This window comes from Paenilisteria rustica, assembly GCF_013820765.1.
GTDB lineage: Bacteria > Bacillota > Bacilli > Lactobacillales > Listeriaceae > Listeria_A > Listeria_A rustica.
The window spans coordinates 55,202-74,476 of record NZ_JABJVM010000016.1; the positions used below are offsets into that span (position 1 = coordinate 55,202).

The following is a 19,275-nucleotide window of genomic DNA, read 5'->3' on the forward strand; positions in this document are numbered from 1 at the left end:
CCTCTTATAGTATCGGAGAGAGTAGCCGCGACACCGCCTCTTTCACTTTTATCCAAAACGATCGCTCTGCATACAGCTCTTCCGTCAACTGATATGATTTTAAAATATCCTGCAGAAAAATATCTTCCAACTTTTGTGCAATCTTCTTCTCATACATAAACGCATTCACTTCAAAATTTAGTCTAAAACTGCGAAAATCCATATTAGCCGTTCCAACCGAAGCAATTTCCCCGTCTACAACGAGCGTTTTTGCGTGAATAAAGCCATTATCGTAAATATAAACCTTGGCACCACTCTCAATCAATTCCCCGCAATAACTCGTCGTGGCACGATAAACAAAAGCATGATCCGGCTTGTTCGGAATCATCAAACGCACGTCAACACCAGACAGCGACGCAATCTTAAGCGCCTCGAGCAAACTCACATCCGGAATAATGTACGGCGACTGCAAATAAATCGATTTCTTCGCCGAATTTATCATTTTGATATAGCCATTCTTGATTTGCTGCCATTCCGTATCAGGACCACTCGACACAATCTGCATACTTGTCTGCCCTTTGCCATGAAAACTTGGAAAATAGCGCTTTTGGTAATCCAACTTCTGACTAGCAGATGACGCTGAATTCCAGTCCATAATATACCGCGTTTGCATCGCAAAAACGGCCTTTCCGCGAACACGCAAATGTGTATCACGCCAATATCCGAAGCTATCATCAAGTCCTAAATACTCATCTCCAACATTGAATCCGCCAATATAGCCAATTTCTCCATCGATAATCGCCAGTTTACGATGATTTCGATAGTTCAGTCGGAAATTTATCAATGGTAATTTGGAAGGGAAAAACGGCCATACTTTGACACCATTCTGCTTCAGTTTATTCCAAAAAGCATTTTTCGTCGTCCGGCATCCCATCGCATCATAAATAACACGAACGTCGAGACCTTCCTCCGCCTTTTTAATCAACGCTTTCTGCAAACGATTTCCCAGCATATCCGAATGAATAATATAGTAAATCAAATGAATATGATCCGTCGCCATCTCGATATCTCGCATCAACGCATCAAACTTCTCATGCCCATCTGTGAAAATTGTCACTTCATTATCCTGCGTCAAAATCGCGCCATCGTTCACCAATAATAAGTAAATTAAATCCCGATGTTTCGCTACATTTCGATCGCTAAAAGGAAATTCTTGCTGCCTAATCATGCTAATCTGATTATCCGTCGACTCTCGCAATCCAATTTTCTCCTGTCCCTTCCAGTCAAAAATTTTGCGATGTGAAAGCTTTCGGCCGAATATTAAATATATAATAAATCCAAGAACAGGTATGAAAGTCAGTACAAGTAACCAAGCCCATGTTGCCGATGTGTCTCGTCTTTCCAGAAACACCATCACAGCAGCAAAAAATAGATTGATTACTAGTAAAACAATCAGTAATCCCGCGATAATCCCCATAATGTACCTCCCAATAATATTGCTACCTTTTTATCATATCACAAATTAAGAGTTAAGTATTGCCTTAGTATCATACAAAAACTCGGCTACCAATAGCGGTTAGCCGAGTTTGATATTAGATATAAGGAGATGGGTCTACAGGAACACCATTTTTATGAATCTCAAAATGAAGATGTTGTCCCGTTGATTGCCCAGTCGAGCCCATCATACCAATGCCTTGCCCTTGAGAAACGCTTTGTCCTGCAACGACTTGCAAGCTTCCCGCTCTCATATGACCATACAATGTTTGATAGCCATTACCATGATCAACTTCAACAACATAACCGTAGCCGCCATAACCACTACCAGGAGCCCCGAAACCAGAGAAAACGACTGTTCCGCCAGCAGCTGCATAAATTGGTACACTACCACCCGCAGCAATATCTTGCCCTTTATGGGATTCATGTTGACCAGTTACTGGATTCGTTCTATCGCTAAACCCAGACGTCAAGATTCCTGCTGCTGGTTTAATAAACATTCCGGTCTGAGAACCAGCACTGATCGACGGGATGGAAACAGGTGGTGCTTCTGGTGTTGGAGTCGCAGCAGCCGTTTCTGTCCGCGTAACAACTTTTGATCTTGCTTGTGCCGCCGCTTCTCTTGCCGCCCGTTCTTCACTCGCTTTACGCGCTGCAGCCAATTGTTGTTGTGCTTGGCGATTTTTCTCCGCTTGAATATTGCCAGCGATTGCTTGTTCATTCGCCGCTAGTTCACCTTGTTGTGAGAGTAAATCATTCTTTTGTTGTTGTGTTAAGTCTTTTTCAGCCGCAATGGCCAAGATTAACTCATCTTTTTGACTTTTTTGGCTCTCTAAGTTGTTTTTGGAAAGCGCGATTTCAGTGGAAAGTTTCTTCAAACCCGCCAATTTCGTCTCTGTTTGCTTTTGCTTTCCGTTTAGCGCATCCTCATCTTTTTTCTGATCATTCATAATATCTTTATCCGCGTTGACAAGCGTCGATACCATGGTTGCGCGATCAATAAAATCGCTGAAATTATCTGATGCTAAAATAACATTCATATACTCTTGACCATTTCCATTCACTTGGATAGCACGCGCACGATCTTTCAATAAATTAAGGCGATCATCTATACTTTTTTGCAACACGACGATTTCATTTTTAAGCTTACTTACTTCCGCATTCGTTACAGCTACTTCTTGCTGCTGCTTTTGCAATTTTTTATTCGTTTCTGTAATGCTTTTCACTAGACTTTCTAGTTCCGCAGCTGTTGTTTGTTGCTTTCTTTCAAGAATCGATACTTCGTGGTCCTTCTCGTCAATATGATTATCTACCGCAGATCGCTGTTGCTGGATTGCTTGTTGTTGTTTCTGGAGTTCATTTAAATCAGCAGCCTTTACATTAGTTGGCACTGTACTAAAAAGTCCAACTGCTACAGTTATTGCAAGGCTGTTTACGAGTAATTTCTTATATGTCATGTATTGTTTCCTCCTATATCAGATTCATATATTACTATTTTTCCCATGCGTTAGAGTAGAAAAAAAGTACCCTCGTAAATAATCATACAAAGGTACTTTTCTATTTTCAAGAACGCTTGTTATATTTTAAGATTAAAAGTTAGCTACGCGACCAAAGCCTACAAGAGATTGAGCCCAGAAACTGCTTGAAAGGCTATCAATTTTAACGCCGTCATTTTGCGCGTTAATCATTTTGCCTCCACCAATGTAGATACCAACGTGAGCAATCCCGCTACCATAGCTGAAGAATACTAAATCACCTGGTTTTGCTTGGCTTGAACTAATTTTAGTAGATGCTGCATATTGAGCACCTGACGTTCTTGGAAGAGAGATTCCAGCTGAACGGAATGCATAAGAAGTGAATCCAGAACAGTCAAATGAACCTGGTCCAGTTGCTCCTAGTGAATATGGTTTACCTAATTGCGCATAAGCAGCTGAAATCATTGCATCATAACCAGAACCAGTTGGTGCTGCGATATTATTATTTGTTGAGCTAGAAGTATTTGATGATGATGATGATTTTTTCGCTGTAGTGCTTTCAGATTTAGAACTGCTGTCGTTTGAAGAAGATGCTACAGATGAAGATTCATTTGTAGAACTTGAACTTGCATCTGATGATGATTCAGCTTTCTTTTCTGTAGTAGCTGCAACTGGTTGAACAGTTGTTGCTTCTTTCGCTGCTGCCGCACGAGCTGCTGCCGCCGCTGCTTCTCTATCACGTTGCGCGATTAAAGTAGATTTTTCTTGTTGAGTTGTCGCTTGTTGAGCTGCTAATTGTGCTACAACAGCTTCTTTCTCAGCTTTTTGAGCTTCGATTTTATTTTGTTGTTCCTCATAACTTGCAATTGCTTTTTGTTGTTTTTCTTGTTCTTTTTTAACAGATGCAGATTTTGATTTCAAAGCATCTTCGTCTTTTTGTTGCTCATCAAGAATAGCTTTATCAGAATCAACAATTGTATTTACTGCAGATACACGATCCACTAAGTCTCCAAAGTTGTCTGCACTTAGAACAACGTCAAGATAAACGTTTGAGTTTGAGTTTACTTGCATAGAACGAGCACGCTCTTTAAGCACTGCTTCGCGTTCTTTAATACGTGTATTAATAGCTGCAATATCAGCATTTAATTTCTTTAAATCTTCTGCTGATTTGTTGAAGCTCGCTTGTAGTTCCTTCGATTTCGCTTGCGCTGATTCTAATTTCGTTACTAAAGATGATAGATCAGCTTGTAAATCAGCTTTCTTAGATTTAAGGTCGTTTAGTTTTGCGTCCTTCTGTTGGATATCTGTGTTCACGTCCGCAAATGCATTTGTTGTAAAAACTGGTGATAAACTGATTACAGCTGCCATTGACGCAGCGATTAAAGTATTTTTTTTCAAAGATTTTACCTCCTAAAAAGCTCCCTAGGCTTTTCTTTCATAGAATTTTTTTTATTTTTTAGAATGCGTTCATTTCTCTGATACGCATTTAATTGTTAAACTTTCAAGAATCTACGGATGGATATTGCGCTTCCCCATATACCAATCAATACTCCAATAGCAATGATTAGCCCAGATATTTCATACATGAATGGGCTTGGCGATAGTAAGGAAAGGTTGGTGCCTTCTCCAAGTCTTGGGTTGATAAGATTGTAAGTGTTAATATAACCTACAAATGTTAGTATGACTGGCACAATAGATCCTAACAGACCTAGCCAAGCGCCTTCTAACACGAACGGCCACCGGATAAACCAGTTTGTCGCTCCTACCAATTTCATAATCTCAATCTCGGTTCGACGCGAGTAAATCGCAATCTTAATCGTATTGGAGATTAGGAACATGGCTGTTAATAAAAGACCAGCACTTAATATGATACCAGCATATCGTCCCCATTTCAAGACATTAAACAATTTTTCTACTGTTTTTTCACCATAGTTCACTTTTGCGACATATTTCATTTCCTGAATCTCGGATGCAACCTTGGCCGTTTCACTCGGCTCCTTCGCTTGAACAATGAACACATCGTAAAGTGGATTATCTTGTTGGAACAACTCGAAATCCTTACCATATGTAGAGACTAACTTCTCCATTTGCTCATCTTTGGAAGAAAATGTGACACTATCGACGCCGCTAAGCTCTCCGATATTGGCTTTTAATTCATCCTGTTGATCTTTTGTCGCAGTAAGTTGGATATGCACGTTAATTTCAACGTCATTCTCCACATCATCTGCTAACTTGTTCATGTTCATCATAATTGCGAAGAACACACTGACTAAAATCAAAGTTACTGTTACCGCACTAGCTGCAGCGAATGTCATCCAACCGTTACGATAGAGACTCTTAAAGCTCTCTTTAAAATGCCTACCTACTGTTCTAAATTTCATAGCCATAATCTCCTTGCTGTTCATCCCGAACAATTCTACCGTTTTCAATAGCGATTACACGGTGCTTCAGAGTATTAACAATCTCTTTATTGTGTGTCGCCATCACGATTGTCGTTCCGCGATTACTTATTTCTTCAAGGATATTCATGATTTCCCATGAAGTATCAGGGTCGAGGTTACCAGTTGGTTCATCTGCAATTAAAACCTGTGGCATATTTGCTATCGAGCGAGCAATCGAAATCCGTTGTTGCTCCCCGCCAGATAACTCATCTGGTAGCATTCTGACTTTATGTTTCAAATTAACTAGGTCTAGCACTTCCATGACACGGTCCTTGATGACTTTCGGATCTTCTTCTACTACTTCCATCGCATAAGCAATGTTTTCATAAACGGTTTTGCTCGGAAGCAATTTAAAATCCTGAAAAACAACGCCAACATGTCTTCTTAAAAATGGTACTTCGCGATTCTTCATATTGAGTAAATCAAATTTACCAACATTAATCGTTCCTTTTGTCGCTCGCTCTTCGCGGTATATCATCTTGATAAAAGTCGATTTACCAGCACCACTCGGTCCTACGACATAAACGAATTCTCCCTGGTCAATCCGAATGTTCAATCCATTCGCGGCTGTAATACCATTGGGATACTTCTTGTAGACATCTTCCATAATAATCATTTTATCACCTAACTATGCCTTTCTTAAATCAAGTTCGAATGATACAACATGTAAGATAACCCGAATTGCACAGTGAAGTCTCAAACAAGGCTCACCATTTTTAGCTGAAGTACTTAAAGTCACAACGCATAGTACAATTATAACACTTCAATCTTTCAGGTTCGGGTTAATTAGGTTACAGTTATATTTCAACCAATGACAAGTTTTATTTTATTCGCAACATACTTATTTACATTTTTACATTTCAATCGTTAAAAATCTTACGTCATTCTCTTTCTGTAAAAGACCATAAAAAAACGTGCTCGAATTTCCGCACTGTTTTACTACTCTCCTATTGTACCGCGTTTTCCAGTGAATTAACATTACAGGGATATTAAAAATAGTTACAGTGAAATCAATTGGAATAGACCACTTCCGTCACCCAAATACCTTCCTAGGTACTCCGAATTAACTTCTTGTTACACAACTGTTATACAAAGGACACTCTATTTTAGAACTGTATTATAAAAAAGCAGCATTAACATGATCGGTCAATGCTGCTCTATTTTGTAATCTAACTATAGGTTGAAGCCCTCTCCCATAACCTCACTTGCGCTCATAACAACCACAAATGCATTTGGATCAATCTCTTTTATAACACCTTTTAGCCTCGAAAATTCTGACTGAGCAATGACACACAACAAAATCTGTCTATCATCTTCTGTATAGCCGCCTTTTGCCGATAACCGTGTAATGCCTCGATCGATTTTGTAAAGGATGGCATGACGTATCTCATCTTGTTTTTCAGAAATAATAAGCACGGTCTTCGATTGATTGAGCCCGACTTGAACAAGGTCAATCGTTTTACTCGTAGCGAACAAGCCGATAAGCGCGTATAGACCCGACTCGATATCAAAAACAAACATAGCCGCAATAACAACAAAGCCGTCAATCAACGCCACACAAATGCCCAGCGAAAGATTCGTGAATTTGTGCAAAATTTGGGCGATAACATCCGTACCACCAGTCGACGCTCTTCCCCTGAAAACAATGCCCAGACCCATCCCGACTAGCACACCGCCAAATAATGCGGCCACAAGTGGTTCATGCGTCCAAACCGTCCAATCCGATGTCAAATAAACGAATAGCGGCATAATCATCGTACCTACAAAGGTCTTAATCCCAAACTGATAGCCAAGGAAAAATACCCCTGCAAAGAATAGCGGGATGTTAAAAGCCCATTGAATATAAGCAGGCGTCCATCCAGTTAAATAGTTAATAATCGTACTAATCCCACTCACACCACCAGAAGCAACATGATTTGGAAGTAGTAAGACATTAAATGCTACAGCAATAATGAATGCGCCTAAAATAACATAGATATACTCCATCGCTTTCGCCAATTTAGGCGGCAGTTTACGCCGTTTGACTACTTTCATCTCTTTCATCTTTTCACCTTAATCGATCCGCGAGCGCAGATAACCATTGATAAACTCATCAATATCGCCATCCATCACCGCTTGTGTATTTCCTGTTTCAACGCTTGTACGGTGGTCTTTTACCATCGAATATGGATGGAATACGTAAGATCGTATTTGACTTCCCCAGCCGATTTCCTTTTGTTCCCCGCGAAGTTCAGCAAGCTCTTTTTCTTTCTCCTCTTGCTCTTTTTGATACAATTTCGCTTTTAACATCTTCATTGCTTGGTCACGGTTTTTAAGCTGTGAACGCTCAGATTGACAAGTTACGACAATGCCGGATGGAATATGCGTCATTCGAACAGCTGAATCGGTCGTGTTAATATGCTGCCCACCTGCACCGGTCGCACGATACGTATCAATTTTCAAATCCTCTGGACGAACTTCGATTTCAATATCGTCATCCATTTCTGGCATTACATCACACGATACGAAAGATGTGTGGCGACGTCCTGATGAATCAAATGGTGAAATCCGGACGAGACGGTGAACGCCTTTTTCCGCCTTTAAATAGCCGTATGCGTTATGTCCTTTGATGAGCAATGTGACACTTTTGATTCCAGCCTCATCTCCTGCTTGATAATCCAGCATCTCGACTTTGAAATCCTTCTTATCAGCCCAGCGTTGGTACATGCGCAGTAACATCGAGCCCCAATCTTGTGACTCCGTTCCGCCAGCTCCTGGATGCAATTCTAAAATTGCGTTATTTTTATCGTAAGGCTCGCTTAACATTAATTTCAATTCGAAATCGGTTAACTTCGCCACAAATTTCTCTAATTCTGATTCTAGTTCTGTTTGCAACTCTTCATCTGCCTCTTCACGTAACAGTTCCAAGCTAAGTTCTAGGTTTTCTTGCTCTTCCTCCAACTCATGAAACGCATTGTACGTCTCTTTGTAACCATTCGCCTCATTGATGACTTTCTGTGCAGCTTGTTGGTCATTCCAAAATTCAGGATCCAACATTTGATCCTCTAACTCAGCAATTCGAACTTCTATGCTGTCTAAGTCAAAGAGACCCCCTAAAGTCTTTGATTTGTTGGGTTGTCTTTTCTAGTTCATTGCGAATTTCAGCTAATTCCATTCTCAACACCTCTTTTTCAATTTTCATGCATAAAATAATGCACCTTTAATAATATAGCATACTTGACTGGAAACTGCGATTAGTATAGCGATTCCAAACAAAAAACCAGGAAAACTCCTGGTTTTTTTCTGCTTACTATTTCTCTTTCCCGTGACAATTCTTATACTTTTCGCCACTTCCACAAGGACACGGATCATTACGACCAATGTGTTGATCTTTGTGAACGGGTTGTTTCTTAGCAAGTGGTTTGCCTTCATTCGGGTCAACAGCGTCACCCTTAGCCACTTGTTCACGTTCAAGATTTTGACGAATTTCAGCCTTCATAATGTAGCGTGCTACTTCTTCATCGATAGAATTAATCATCGCTTCAAACATTTCGAAGCCTTCTGATTGGTATTCACGTAACGGATCAATTTGACCATACGCACGTAAATGAATACCATCACGTAAATGATCCATTGCATCAATATGATCTACCCATTTCGTATCCACTACACGTAGCAATACTACTTTTTGGAACTCATTAAATTCTTCTTCTGGAAGCAATGTTTCTTTTTCATTATAAGCTTCATTCACTTTTTCTAAAATGAATTTTTGAATATCGCTAGTTTCCATATTTTTAATGTCATCTACACTGATCACGTCTTCTGGTAGCAAGTTAGCTTCCACGAAATCGATAATTCCTTGTAAATTCCATTCTTCGCGATCCTCTTGTCTTGGTGCATTGGACTGAACCACAAAATTCACGACGTTTTGAATCATTGGTTCGATAACAGAGCGTAAGTTATTCTCAGCGGTAATAACTGCATAACGCTGTTTATAAATAACTTCACGTTGCTGACGTAGAACATCATCGTATTGAAGTACTTGTTTACGTGAATCGAAGTTATTTCCTTCGACACGTTTTTGAGCAGATTCAACTGCGCGACTAACCATTTTACTTTGAATAGCCTCGTCGTCCATTCCAAATCGTTCCATCATTGATTTCATATTATCTGAACCGAAACGTTTCATCAATTCATCTTCCATTGAAAGATAGAATTGTGTCACACCTGGGTCACCTTGACGACCTGCACGACCACGCAACTGATTATCGATACGTCTTGATTCATGGCGTTCTGTACCGATAACAGCTAAACCGCCAGCTTCAATTGTACCTTCACCAAGTTTAATATCCGTACCACGACCAGCCATATTCGTTGCAATCGTTACAGAGCCTTTTTCCCCAGCAAACTGGATAATTTCAGCTTCTTTTTCATGTTGTTTCGCATTCAAAACACTATGTGGTACACCTTTGCGTTTTAATTTATGGGAGATAACCTCAGACGTTTCGATTGCTACTGTACCAACTAGTACTGGTTGCCCATTCGCATAACGTTCTGCAATATCTTCTACCACGGCATTAAATTTCGCATCAATCGATGTGTAGATTAAATCAGCTCGGTCATCACGAATGATTGGCTTGTTCGTTGGAATTTCGATAACACGCATATTATAAATATCACGGAATTCTTCTTCTTCCGTTTTAGCAGTACCTGTCATACCAGATAATTTCTTATACATACGGAAATAGTTCTGGAACGTAATTGTCGCCATTGTTTGTGACTCATTTTGAATTGTAACGCCTTCTTTAGCTTCAAGCGCTTGGTGCAAGCCTTCACTGAAACGACGGCCTTTCATAATACGACCAGTAAATTGGTCTACAATTAGTACTTCGTCATCTTGCACAACATAGTCAACATCAAGATGCATCGTATAGTTTGCTTTCAAAGCCTGTGCAATATGATGTAGCAAAGTGGAGCTTTCTATGTCAAATAAATTCTCGACGTCGAAATACTTCTCACCTTTTGTCATACCCTCTTCAGTCATGTATACTGATTTCGTCTTGATATCAACTGTGTAATCTTTCTCGACTGTCAATGTCTCAACGAATGAATTAGCACGAACGTATAGAATAGTCGATTTTTCTGCTTGACCAGAAATAATTAACGGTGTTCTAGCTTCATCGACAAGGATAGAATCGACCTCATCAATTACAGCATAAGAAAGTGGACGCTGAACCATCTGCTCTTTATAAACAACCATGTTATCACGCAAGTAGTCAAACCCTAATTCATTGTTCGTACTATACGTAATATCCGCAGCATATGCTTCACGCTTTTCCTCGCTGGAAAGGGCATTCAGATTAAGTCCAACTGATAGACCAAGGAAATTATATAGAACTCCCATCTCTTCAGCATCACGTTGCGACAAGTACTCATTGACTGTAACAACATGAACACCATTGCCTGAGAGCGCATTTAAATAAACTGGTAGCGTTGCTGTCAAAGTTTTACCTTCCCCAGTTCTCATCTCTGCGATATTACCTTCGTGTAGCACAATACCACCCATTAATTGAACACGGAACGGGAACATACCTAATGCACGCTTTGCTCCTTCACGCGCTACAGCAAAAGCCTCAACCAAAAGGGAATCCAATGTTTCCCCATTCTGAAATCGCTCTTTAAACGCTTCTGTTTTCTCACGTATCTCATCATCAGAAAGCTTTGCTGTTTCTTCAGCTAGCGCCTCAATCTGATCTGCTTTCTTCTCTAGATACTTAACATCTTTTTTACCAGATTCAAATATCTTTTTTAATAAACCTGCCATGATCTTATTCTCCTCTACTGTTTCTATACTTTCCCTGAAGTTCAAATCGTTGCGTTCTTCCCATTTTCTGACGCAACTGCCTTATCACAGGCACACTAGACAATTCTACCATCTTTCGCCTGCCTTTTACAACCTGTTTTCCTGTGAACATTTCGACGCATTTCCTTTGATTCTGTATAAAAGCCTAATCTATGCGCTTTATTTAAATAAAAAATATCTTCTCAAGCTCATTTTTTTGTCATTCACTTTTTTATTTCTGATTGGGTATTGACAACAAAAGCCGAGATCCCCTTGTTTTGGATCCCGGCTTTTAGAAGTCAATCTAAGTTAATTGGTTTCAATCAAACCGTATTTCCCATCTTTACGACGATACACAATGTTTGTCGCGTCTGACTCTGCATCTGTGTATACAAAGAAACTATGGCCTAATAAATTCATTTGGAGTACAGCTTCCTCACTATCCATCGGCTTCAAAGAAAATTCCTTTGTACGAACAATGTCTAGCTCACTGTCATTCTCAAATTCATCTGATGCAGCGCTAGCGTTTGATTCAGAAAAAGCAAAGTAATCATGCTCAGCACCTTTATCACGGAATTTACGATTTACTTTTGTTTTATGTTTACGAATCTGTCTCTCTAATTTATCTACAATTAAATCAATACTTGCATATAAATCCCCGCTCGTTTCTTCAGCACGTAACACTAAATTTTTGAGAGGAATGGTCACTTCAACCTTTGCGTTTTTATCGGAATAAACTTTAAGATTCACATGAACATTAGCATCTGGAGCCTCGCTGAAATAGCGTTCTAACTTGTCGATTTTCTTTTCAACATACTCTCTAATTGGCTCCGTTACTTCAATGTTTTCGCCACGAATGTTATACTTTAGCATAGCAATTCCTCCTTTGAAATAAAACAAATCATACTTTACAAGAAGTGAATGACTTCTTAGATACAGTCTACGTTATAATGTAGTATTTTGCAAACATTTACACGGAGCAAAATTACTATATTCCAACCGTTTACATAGTCTGTAAGTATGATGCTGTTACTCTATTCATTCCACAAATCCTCAAATGCAAACCTAAAATAATTGAAAATTTCGCTTTAACGGAAAATAGTGAGTGCTGATACGCTTTTAGCACCTGCTTTTATAAGTGCTTCTGCCGCCAAATGTAATGTTGCTCCTGTTGTATAGATATCATCGATCAGCACTATTTCTTTGGATTGGACAGCTATTTTATTTTCAACAAAAAAGAATTGCTCTTGCTCAATTCTCTCCTTACGCGTTTTTTTAGATTGCTTTTCGGTATGCTCTCTCCTAAGATCCGTTTCAAATGAAATATCAGCTAAACAAAGAAGCCCTTCTGTTTGATTAAATCCGCGCTCTTTTCTTCGCTCTAAACTGATTGGAAGCGGTATCGTCATTTCTTTGTTCATTTCCGTCCACTTTATTTTCAAACGCGCTGCAAAGACTTTAGCAATCGCGTAATCGCCCCTATATTTATAGAGCGTCATTAAATCTTTAGCAAATTCATTATACGCGTAGCAAGCTATGTTTTTTTGCAAGTAGCCCTGCCGCTCCTTTGTTGCCCATTTTTGACAATCTTCACAGACTGTTGTTGGATCAGAATCCTTCATCTGCCTACCGCACTTACTGCACATAATACCTTCAATTCGACTCAACTTAGATTCGCAGCTAAAACAAATCACACGTTCCTTTTCTAGCGTAAATAAACTACCCCAAGAAATCTCTGATACCAACTCAGCTCTACATAGCAGGCACTTATTTTTCATCTAATAACCCCTGACGAATTCCAAGTTGGTTCATCATTTTAATCTGTGAAATCGCTAATGCCATATTTTTAGAAACACCATTATGAAAAAATAAGACGTCTCCTCGGGGGTAATCAAATTTCCGTCCAGCACGACCAGATATTTGGACAAGCGCTGATTCCGTAAAAATTCTTCCCTCACTTCCAAAAACACCTACTTGTACGTTTGTAAAGGTTACGCCTCGTTCAAGAATAGTCGTTGTGAGTAATAATTTAATAGTACCGTCGCGCATCTGCTGTACCTTTTCTTTCCTTTCTGGATCAGCAGAATGTACCGTCAAAAGCGGTTCGAAATCTAGTTGTTCAAGAATGACCGCTACTTCTAACATAACTTTTATTTCTGGAAAAAATAATAAGACGGGACAACCTTCGTCCAACTTCTGTCGCATCCATCGGAGTATTTTGCTAGGTATTTTTTGCTTTTGTATTCCTTTTTTCCATTCGCCTATCCATATTTTCTGAGGAACAGGGAGCGATTTTCTATGGTATCTTGCTGGAACTTTAACAAAATTACGCTTACCATTATCACATTCAATTTGCCATTTTCTATCTGGGGTTGCTGTGATAAAAATGGAACACCCCGTAAGTAATTGCGCCTTTTTAACGGCGTACTCCAAAAACGGATCTTTAGCGTACGGGAATGCATCCACCTCGTCTATAAAAACAACATCAAACGCTTCATAGAATCTCACGAGTTGATGAGTCGTTGCCACTACAAAGCGTTCTCCGTCGTAGACATCTGTCGAATCCCCATATAAACAGACCATCGCCACATCTGGAAATACTTCTTGTAGACGCGGAAACAGTTCCAAACAGACATCTACTCTGGGTGAAGCAACGCATAAACGTCCCCCCTTAATGAGCACTTCATTCATTCCTTCAAACATCATTTCTGTCTTGCCAGACCCTGCCACAGCCCATAAAAGCAAATCTTCTTTCTCCACCACAGCCTGATGTACTTTTTTAGAGGCGACACTTTGCCCTGGTGATAGCTCTCCTTTCCAAGCTAAGTAAGTACTCCTCTGATGCGGAATGCTAGTCATACTCGGTAAAAAGAAAAGATTACTGCACTCTGTCATTTTGCCCATTATGATACAGTTTCTGCAATACCAGCATTCTTCACTGTCACACCGACTACAAGGAGATTGAAAAAAAAGGTCCTCTACATTATTTCCACATCTAAAACACATTTTCTTATTTTCAGTAATTTCAATCGCTTTAACTTGTTGCATATCAGTAGTATCAAGGATTTCTTCTTTTGAAAATAACCGTCCCTCTATTTTTCTTTGCAACATCCTCACCTCGTACATCCATTTATACACGAAAGAAAAAATAATTGCCAATTGCCATATTGCGATTCTCACCCCTTATTAAGCCTTTATCAATATATATACAGGAACAACATTTACTTTTTTGGCTGCTTTTCAAATTTTTTGTGATTGATTTGAACTTTTTTATGCTTTTTATTTTTTCTTACTTGTGCGTTATACTAAAAAAACCCCCTAAACTAGGAGGTTTGAAATATTTATTTTATTGTCCACACGAGAGCTAATGAGCCTTCCCCGAGATGCGTTGCGATAACCGGTCCAAAATAACTAATATGAAAAGCTACATCAGGGTGAGCCTTTTGTAACTCCGCTCTCCAAGTCTCTGCTTTTTCGTAACAGTTGCCATGAACAATATATGCTTGCTGTGCTTGACCATTTTTTATAGCTTCCGTTAAGAGACCTTCAATTCTCCGAAAAGCTTTTTTCTGTGTTCTAATTTTTTCAAAGAGGACAATCTTCGTCTCTTCAAAATGAAGGATTGGCTTAATTTGTAGAACACTCCCAATAATCGCTTGAGCATTGGAAAGTCTGCCACCTCTTGCAAGATGATTTAAGTCATCCACGATAAAATAGGCACCCATAGCATCACGCATAGCATCTAATTGTCTCAAAATGGCGTCTAATTTAGTTCCTGTAGCTACTAGTTCCGCTGCTTTCTCTACCAGCATTCCCATAGCCATACAAGCTATTTCTGAATCATAGGCAACAACATGAATACCATCCACCGTTTTTCCGGCAGATATAGCGTTTTGATAAGTACCACTGATGCCACTACTAAGGTGCACGCTAATTACAGTATCATAGCCTTTGTCACGTAATTTTTCATATAGCAGAACAAAGTCACCTGGCGCTGGTTGCGAAGTTGTTGGAAAAGATTTCGCCGCCTTCACAATACTATAAAAGTTGCTTTCATCGATATCCTTATTCTCCACATAAGACTTCCCGTCAATTGTCACAGAAAGCGCCACACTACAAATCTCAAACTTATCGATTACTGCTTGGGGTAAATAAGCAGTACTGTCCGTCACGATGGCAATTTTCTCCCCCATAAAGTCACCTCAAATTTAACGATTTTATCTAATGAATACCCAGCCATTTTTGATTGCAGTCACAACAGCTTGCGTACGATCGTTTACTTTCATTTTTTGTAAAATACTACTCACATGATTCTTAACAGTTTTCTCACTGATGAAAAGTGTCTCTCCGATACCACGATTACTCTTGCCGTCCGTCAGCAATTGCAAAACTTCACATTCTCTGTGTGTGAGAATATGTAATGGCATTTTGACTTCTGGCTGTTGATAACCATAAGCGCCCTGTGCATTATTTGTACTGGCTAAATGACGGTATTCACGAACTAATTTAATAGCAGCTTTCGGGTGAATATACGCGCCACCATCTTCTACTGTTTTGATAGCATCTACGAGATCCTTAGCATCCATTTCTTTAAGTAAATAACCTACAGCTCCAGCACGTAAAGCTTCTGTAACAAATTCGTCTGTATCATGAATAGTCAAAACAACTACTTTTATACTTGGAAATTGTCTTACTAGCATTTCTGTGGCATCCAGACCGTTTACAGTAGGCATGTTTATATCCATAAGTACGATATCAGGTCGATATTCTCGTACCTTAGCAACAATATTTTTTCCATTTTCGGCTTCTGCAACTACTTCAAATGAATCTTCTAGTTCTAGTATACGTTTTATACCTTCACGAAATAATTGATGATCGTCTACAATCATGATTTTTACAGTCATAATGAGAAATCCTCCTTCAAAATTCTTATTTTCATATTCGTTCCCATTTTTTATCCCTTAGTAGCTCTAAAGGCTACTCAGTCTAATCTATCGACTATATTCCTATAGCTTTTTCTGTATCAATTCATGCTTTTCTAGAAGCCATTGTCCTTTAATTTATGTGGATTTACTAAGCATTTTCTAACTAATGAACGAGAGATGATTCACTTGATATATTTCAAGTCTCCCATAAAAATGCCTAGACGATAGAAGTTTTATCTATCAAAAGTAACAACGACATTCATTATACCATGAATTTGCTACCACTTCACCTTTCAAATATGCTACAAACGTATTTTCTAACTATACACGCCTCCTTTTTTCCGTTAGAATGTGACATAAGGTGATTAAATTAACTATTGGAGGCCTATATGCTAGAAAAATATTTAACGATTAAGGTAGCTGGGCAACATGAAATAATTATTGAGAAATCTAGATTTATTTGCTCTATCATTCGGGCTACAGACGAAAAAATGGCGCAAGATTTCATTCTCAGTATCAAGAAGGAACACTGGAATGCTAGTCATAATTGTTCTGCCTATCTGATTGGCGAGCGTGATCAATACCAAAAAGCAAATGATGATGGTGAGCCCAGTGGTACAGCTGGTGTCCCAATGCTTGAAGTTTTGAAGAAAAAGCAATTGAAGGATGTCGCTGTTGTTGTAACAAGATATTTCGGTGGTGTCAAACTCGGAGCGGGTGGTCTGGTACGCGCATATAGTAATGCAGTCAACGAAACCTGTAACACTCTAGGCGTTGTAGAGCGCTCACTTGCCATTATTATCTCATGCACCCTTGATTACTCATCTCACGCAAAATTTGAAAATGCCTTGGAGAAAAAAGGGTACCAAATTGCAGGCACTACATTCACCGATAAAGTTGTTCTTGACGTATATGTTGACAGTACCGATGTTGATTTATTTCAAGAGTGGGCTACAAACTTAACGAACGGGCAAGTTGAAATGCTTGAAACTGGAAAGAAATATCGTGAAAAGGATGTAAACTAAATGCTAGTAGATATATTACAAAAAATACCTACCGAATTCGAAACGGCACGTACACAAAATCGAATGATGCGTCGCGATGATGCCGCACAAATGCTCCATGTTTGGTCAGATCCAGATGTAACACGCTTTATGAACATTGAAAATTTTAGCACAATAGATCAAGCACGCGAAATTATCTTAGCCATACTCCAAGAAAAAACTGCCAATAGATACATTATTATGGACAAAATGAACAGTGAATTAATTGGTTCTTTTGGTATCAATGAGCTAGACCTTAACACGCTGAATGCCGAAATTGGTTATGAATTAAAAAAAAGTTACTGGGGCTCTGGTATTATGTCCGAGGTGCTCCAAACATTTATGCACATAACCCAATCGACAACCGGCATCCTTACCTTCACAGCCAAAGTGGACCCAGAAAATCGAGCTTCCATAAAACTATTAGAAAAGCTAGGATTCGACTACGATAAAACGGTAACGGAATTGGACATGAACACAAAAACACTAAAAAATGTAAAACAATACAGTCGTGGAATAATTTAACTGGCTTGCCATTACATACGACTTATTTTGCTTTACTTTTGATGATTTTAATGTTCTTTTACCGCTTACTTATGTATAATAGAAAAAAGCACCTTTGTTTTGCAATGTTCTTTACCATAACTTTAAAACAACCGTAAGTTTACTGTAACAAAACAAATTTCCTATCATGGTACAATTACATCTATTGCATATGCAAATAATTTACTTCGGGTTTTAGCTAGAAATTTAATTATAAGGAGAAAATAATTCATGCCTATAAACAAAAGCCCAGCTCCAAGAAGCGCGAAGTATAAACGCCGCCGATTGGTACTTTTTTCAGTCCTGGTTCCATTGATGCTAATCGTACTTGCGTGTGCTGGATATGCTACATATTTGTTCAGTTCGGCAAAACTTGCTGTAGACAATTCCTATGATAACGTACGGAGTGGAGAGGCCTCATCACTTCGCAATAAAGATGTTGATCCAATTAAAGACAGCTTTTCCTTTCTAATTATCGGCGTAGATGATAGTACAAAACGACAAGCAAATAACGGTGGAAGCCCTCGTAGTGATGCACTCATTTTAGCAACACTAAATGTAAAAGATAACAAACTTGAGATGACAAGTATTCCGCGTGATTCTTATGTCCATATAGAAAGTAAAGATGGTAAAACTGACAGATACACAAAAATAAACGCTGCCCATGCATACGGTGGTCCTGAGTTAACTATGAAAACCGTTGAAGATTTGTTCCAAGTTCCTGTTGATTACTATGTTCGTTTTAATTTCGATGCTTTCCTAGAAATAGTTGATGCGCTTGGTGGCGTTGAAGTCGATGTTCCCGTTGATTTCACAGAGCAAAACTCAAAAGACCAAGCAGGAACTATCACACTGAAAAAAGGGAAACAAAAACTCGATGGCGAACAAGCATTAGCGCTTTCTAGAACGCGTCATATAGATAATGACATCGAACGCGGCAAGCGGCAACAGCTCGTTATGAAAGCTATCATCGATAAATCGACCTCTATCGGTTCCATAAACAAATACTCAGATGTTATTAAAGCTGTTGGAGATAACATGAAGACAAATATGACTTTTTCACAAATGCTGTCTATTGCTAAATATGGTATGACTAATGATATTGACATGAAGTCTCTTGCACTAAAAGGGGCTGATTCGCCACAAGATGGTGTCTATTATTACCAGCTAGATGAAAACTCTGTGCAAAGTGTTGCTAATGAGTTTGCTGGACAACTTCAAGGAGTCAATAAGCCATTCCCTAATGCATTGCCGTATAGTGAAGATAATTAAATAGTGGTTCTATAATAAATGTTGGGGTAGAAATTAATCTGCCTCAACATTTTTTTGTTCTTATTTCAAGACAAAAAAATACACAGTAATATCAACATCCGTTAAGATAAAAGTGACGAAACCCAATCCAAAGGAGCGATATTACCATGCCAGACCATTTTATCATACAACTCATCGGTTTAGAAAATAAAAACGTCCAGCTCATCGAGCATTCCATAGAGAAGGATACCTGCCATATTCATATTCAATTAAAAAGAAAGAAACATACGTGCCCTCATTGTC

The 19,275-nt window shown here is 39.0% G+C and carries 16 protein-coding genes; 3 read left to right on the forward strand and 13 right to left on the reverse strand.

The window, feature by feature from the left end:
• Positions 1 to 4: 4 nt before the first annotated feature.
• The 13 genes from cls to HPK16_RS13325 form a co-directional block, all read right to left on the reverse strand.
• Positions 5 to 1,456 (reverse strand): cardiolipin synthase, encoded by a 1,452-nt coding sequence (gene cls, locus HPK16_RS13265; RefSeq protein WP_181677410.1) that lies wholly within the window; start codon positions 1,454 to 1,456, stop codon positions 5 to 7.
• A 115-nt stretch (positions 1,457 to 1,571) separates the two neighbouring features.
• Positions 1,572 to 2,930: a murein hydrolase activator EnvC family protein gene (locus HPK16_RS17025; RefSeq protein WP_181677411.1), complete on the reverse strand. Its 1,359-nt coding sequence runs from the start codon at positions 2,928 to 2,930 to the stop codon at positions 1,572 to 1,574.
• A gap of 132 nt (positions 2,931 to 3,062) precedes the next feature.
• Complete coding sequence (locus tag HPK16_RS13275) at positions 3,063 to 4,346, reverse strand: C40 family peptidase (protein ID WP_181677412.1); 1,284 nt, start codon at positions 4,344 to 4,346, stop codon at positions 3,063 to 3,065.
• A gap of 95 nt (positions 4,347 to 4,441) precedes the next feature.
• A complete protein-coding gene (gene ftsX, locus HPK16_RS13280; RefSeq protein WP_181677413.1) occupies positions 4,442 to 5,329 on the reverse strand; it encodes a permease-like cell division protein FtsX in 888 nt (295 codons plus the stop codon).
• The gene (gene ftsE / locus HPK16_RS13285) at positions 5,319 to 6,005 is read right to left on the reverse strand and encodes a cell division ATP-binding protein FtsE (protein WP_181677414.1); all 687 of its coding nucleotides are present in this window, start codon (positions 6,003 to 6,005) and stop codon (positions 5,319 to 5,321) included. Before ftsE ends, ftsX begins: the two co-directional genes overlap by 11 nt.
• Positions 6,006 to 6,562: 557 nt before the next feature.
• Positions 6,563 to 7,423 (reverse strand): YitT family protein, encoded by an 861-nt coding sequence (locus HPK16_RS13290; RefSeq protein WP_181677415.1) that lies wholly within the window; start codon positions 7,421 to 7,423, stop codon positions 6,563 to 6,565.
• Positions 7,424 to 7,441: 18 nt separating this feature from the next.
• Positions 7,442 to 8,543 (reverse strand): peptide chain release factor 2 gene (prfB, locus tag HPK16_RS13295; RefSeq protein ID WP_181677416.1). Its coding sequence is split into 2 segments (ribosomal slippage): positions 7,442 to 8,470 and positions 8,472 to 8,543, totalling 1,101 coding nucleotides; the frame shifts between segments, so codons are not numbered across the junction.
• Positions 8,544 to 8,678: 135 nt separating this feature from the next.
• The gene (gene secA / locus HPK16_RS13300; protein WP_181677417.1) at positions 8,679 to 11,192 is read right to left on the reverse strand and encodes a preprotein translocase subunit SecA; all 2,514 of its coding nucleotides are present in this window, start codon (positions 11,190 to 11,192) and stop codon (positions 8,679 to 8,681) included.
• A 327-nt stretch (positions 11,193 to 11,519) separates the two neighbouring features.
• Complete coding sequence (gene hpf / locus HPK16_RS13305) at positions 11,520 to 12,083, reverse strand: ribosome hibernation-promoting factor, HPF/YfiA family (protein ID WP_181677418.1); 564 nt, start codon at positions 12,081 to 12,083, stop codon at positions 11,520 to 11,522.
• Positions 12,084 to 12,298: 215 nt separating this feature from the next.
• Complete coding sequence (locus tag HPK16_RS13310; RefSeq protein ID WP_181677419.1) at positions 12,299 to 12,988, reverse strand: ComF family protein; 690 nt, start codon at positions 12,986 to 12,988, stop codon at positions 12,299 to 12,301.
• Complete coding sequence (locus HPK16_RS13315; protein WP_181677420.1) at positions 12,978 to 14,321, reverse strand: ATP-dependent helicase ComFA; 1,344 nt, start codon at positions 14,319 to 14,321, stop codon at positions 12,978 to 12,980. Before HPK16_RS13315 ends, HPK16_RS13310 begins: the two co-directional genes overlap by 11 nt.
• Positions 14,322 to 14,551: 230 nt before the next feature.
• The gene (locus tag HPK16_RS13320) at positions 14,552 to 15,403 is read right to left on the reverse strand and encodes a DegV family protein (RefSeq protein ID WP_181677421.1); all 852 of its coding nucleotides are present in this window, start codon (positions 15,401 to 15,403) and stop codon (positions 14,552 to 14,554) included.
• A gap of 24 nt (positions 15,404 to 15,427) precedes the next feature.
• Positions 15,428 to 16,114, reverse strand: coding sequence for a response regulator transcription factor (locus HPK16_RS13325; protein ID WP_036087343.1), 687 nt, complete (start codon positions 16,112 to 16,114; stop codon positions 15,428 to 15,430).
• A 410-nt stretch (positions 16,115 to 16,524) separates the two neighbouring features.
• Between HPK16_RS13325 and HPK16_RS13330 the strand changes: the two genes are divergently transcribed.
• From HPK16_RS13330 to HPK16_RS13340, 3 genes are all read left to right on the forward strand, one after another.
• On the forward strand, positions 16,525 to 17,160 hold the full coding sequence (locus tag HPK16_RS13330; RefSeq protein ID WP_181677422.1) for a YigZ family protein: 636 nt from the start codon (positions 16,525 to 16,527) through the stop codon (positions 17,158 to 17,160).
• Positions 17,161 to 17,703, forward strand: coding sequence for a GNAT family N-acetyltransferase (locus tag HPK16_RS13335; RefSeq protein WP_181677423.1), 543 nt, complete (start codon positions 17,161 to 17,163; stop codon positions 17,701 to 17,703).
• Positions 17,704 to 17,952: 249 nt separating this feature from the next.
• The gene (locus HPK16_RS13340; RefSeq protein ID WP_181677424.1) at positions 17,953 to 18,993 is read left to right on the forward strand and encodes an LCP family protein; all 1,041 of its coding nucleotides are present in this window, start codon (positions 17,953 to 17,955) and stop codon (positions 18,991 to 18,993) included.
• Positions 18,994 to 19,275: the final 282 nt, after the last annotated feature.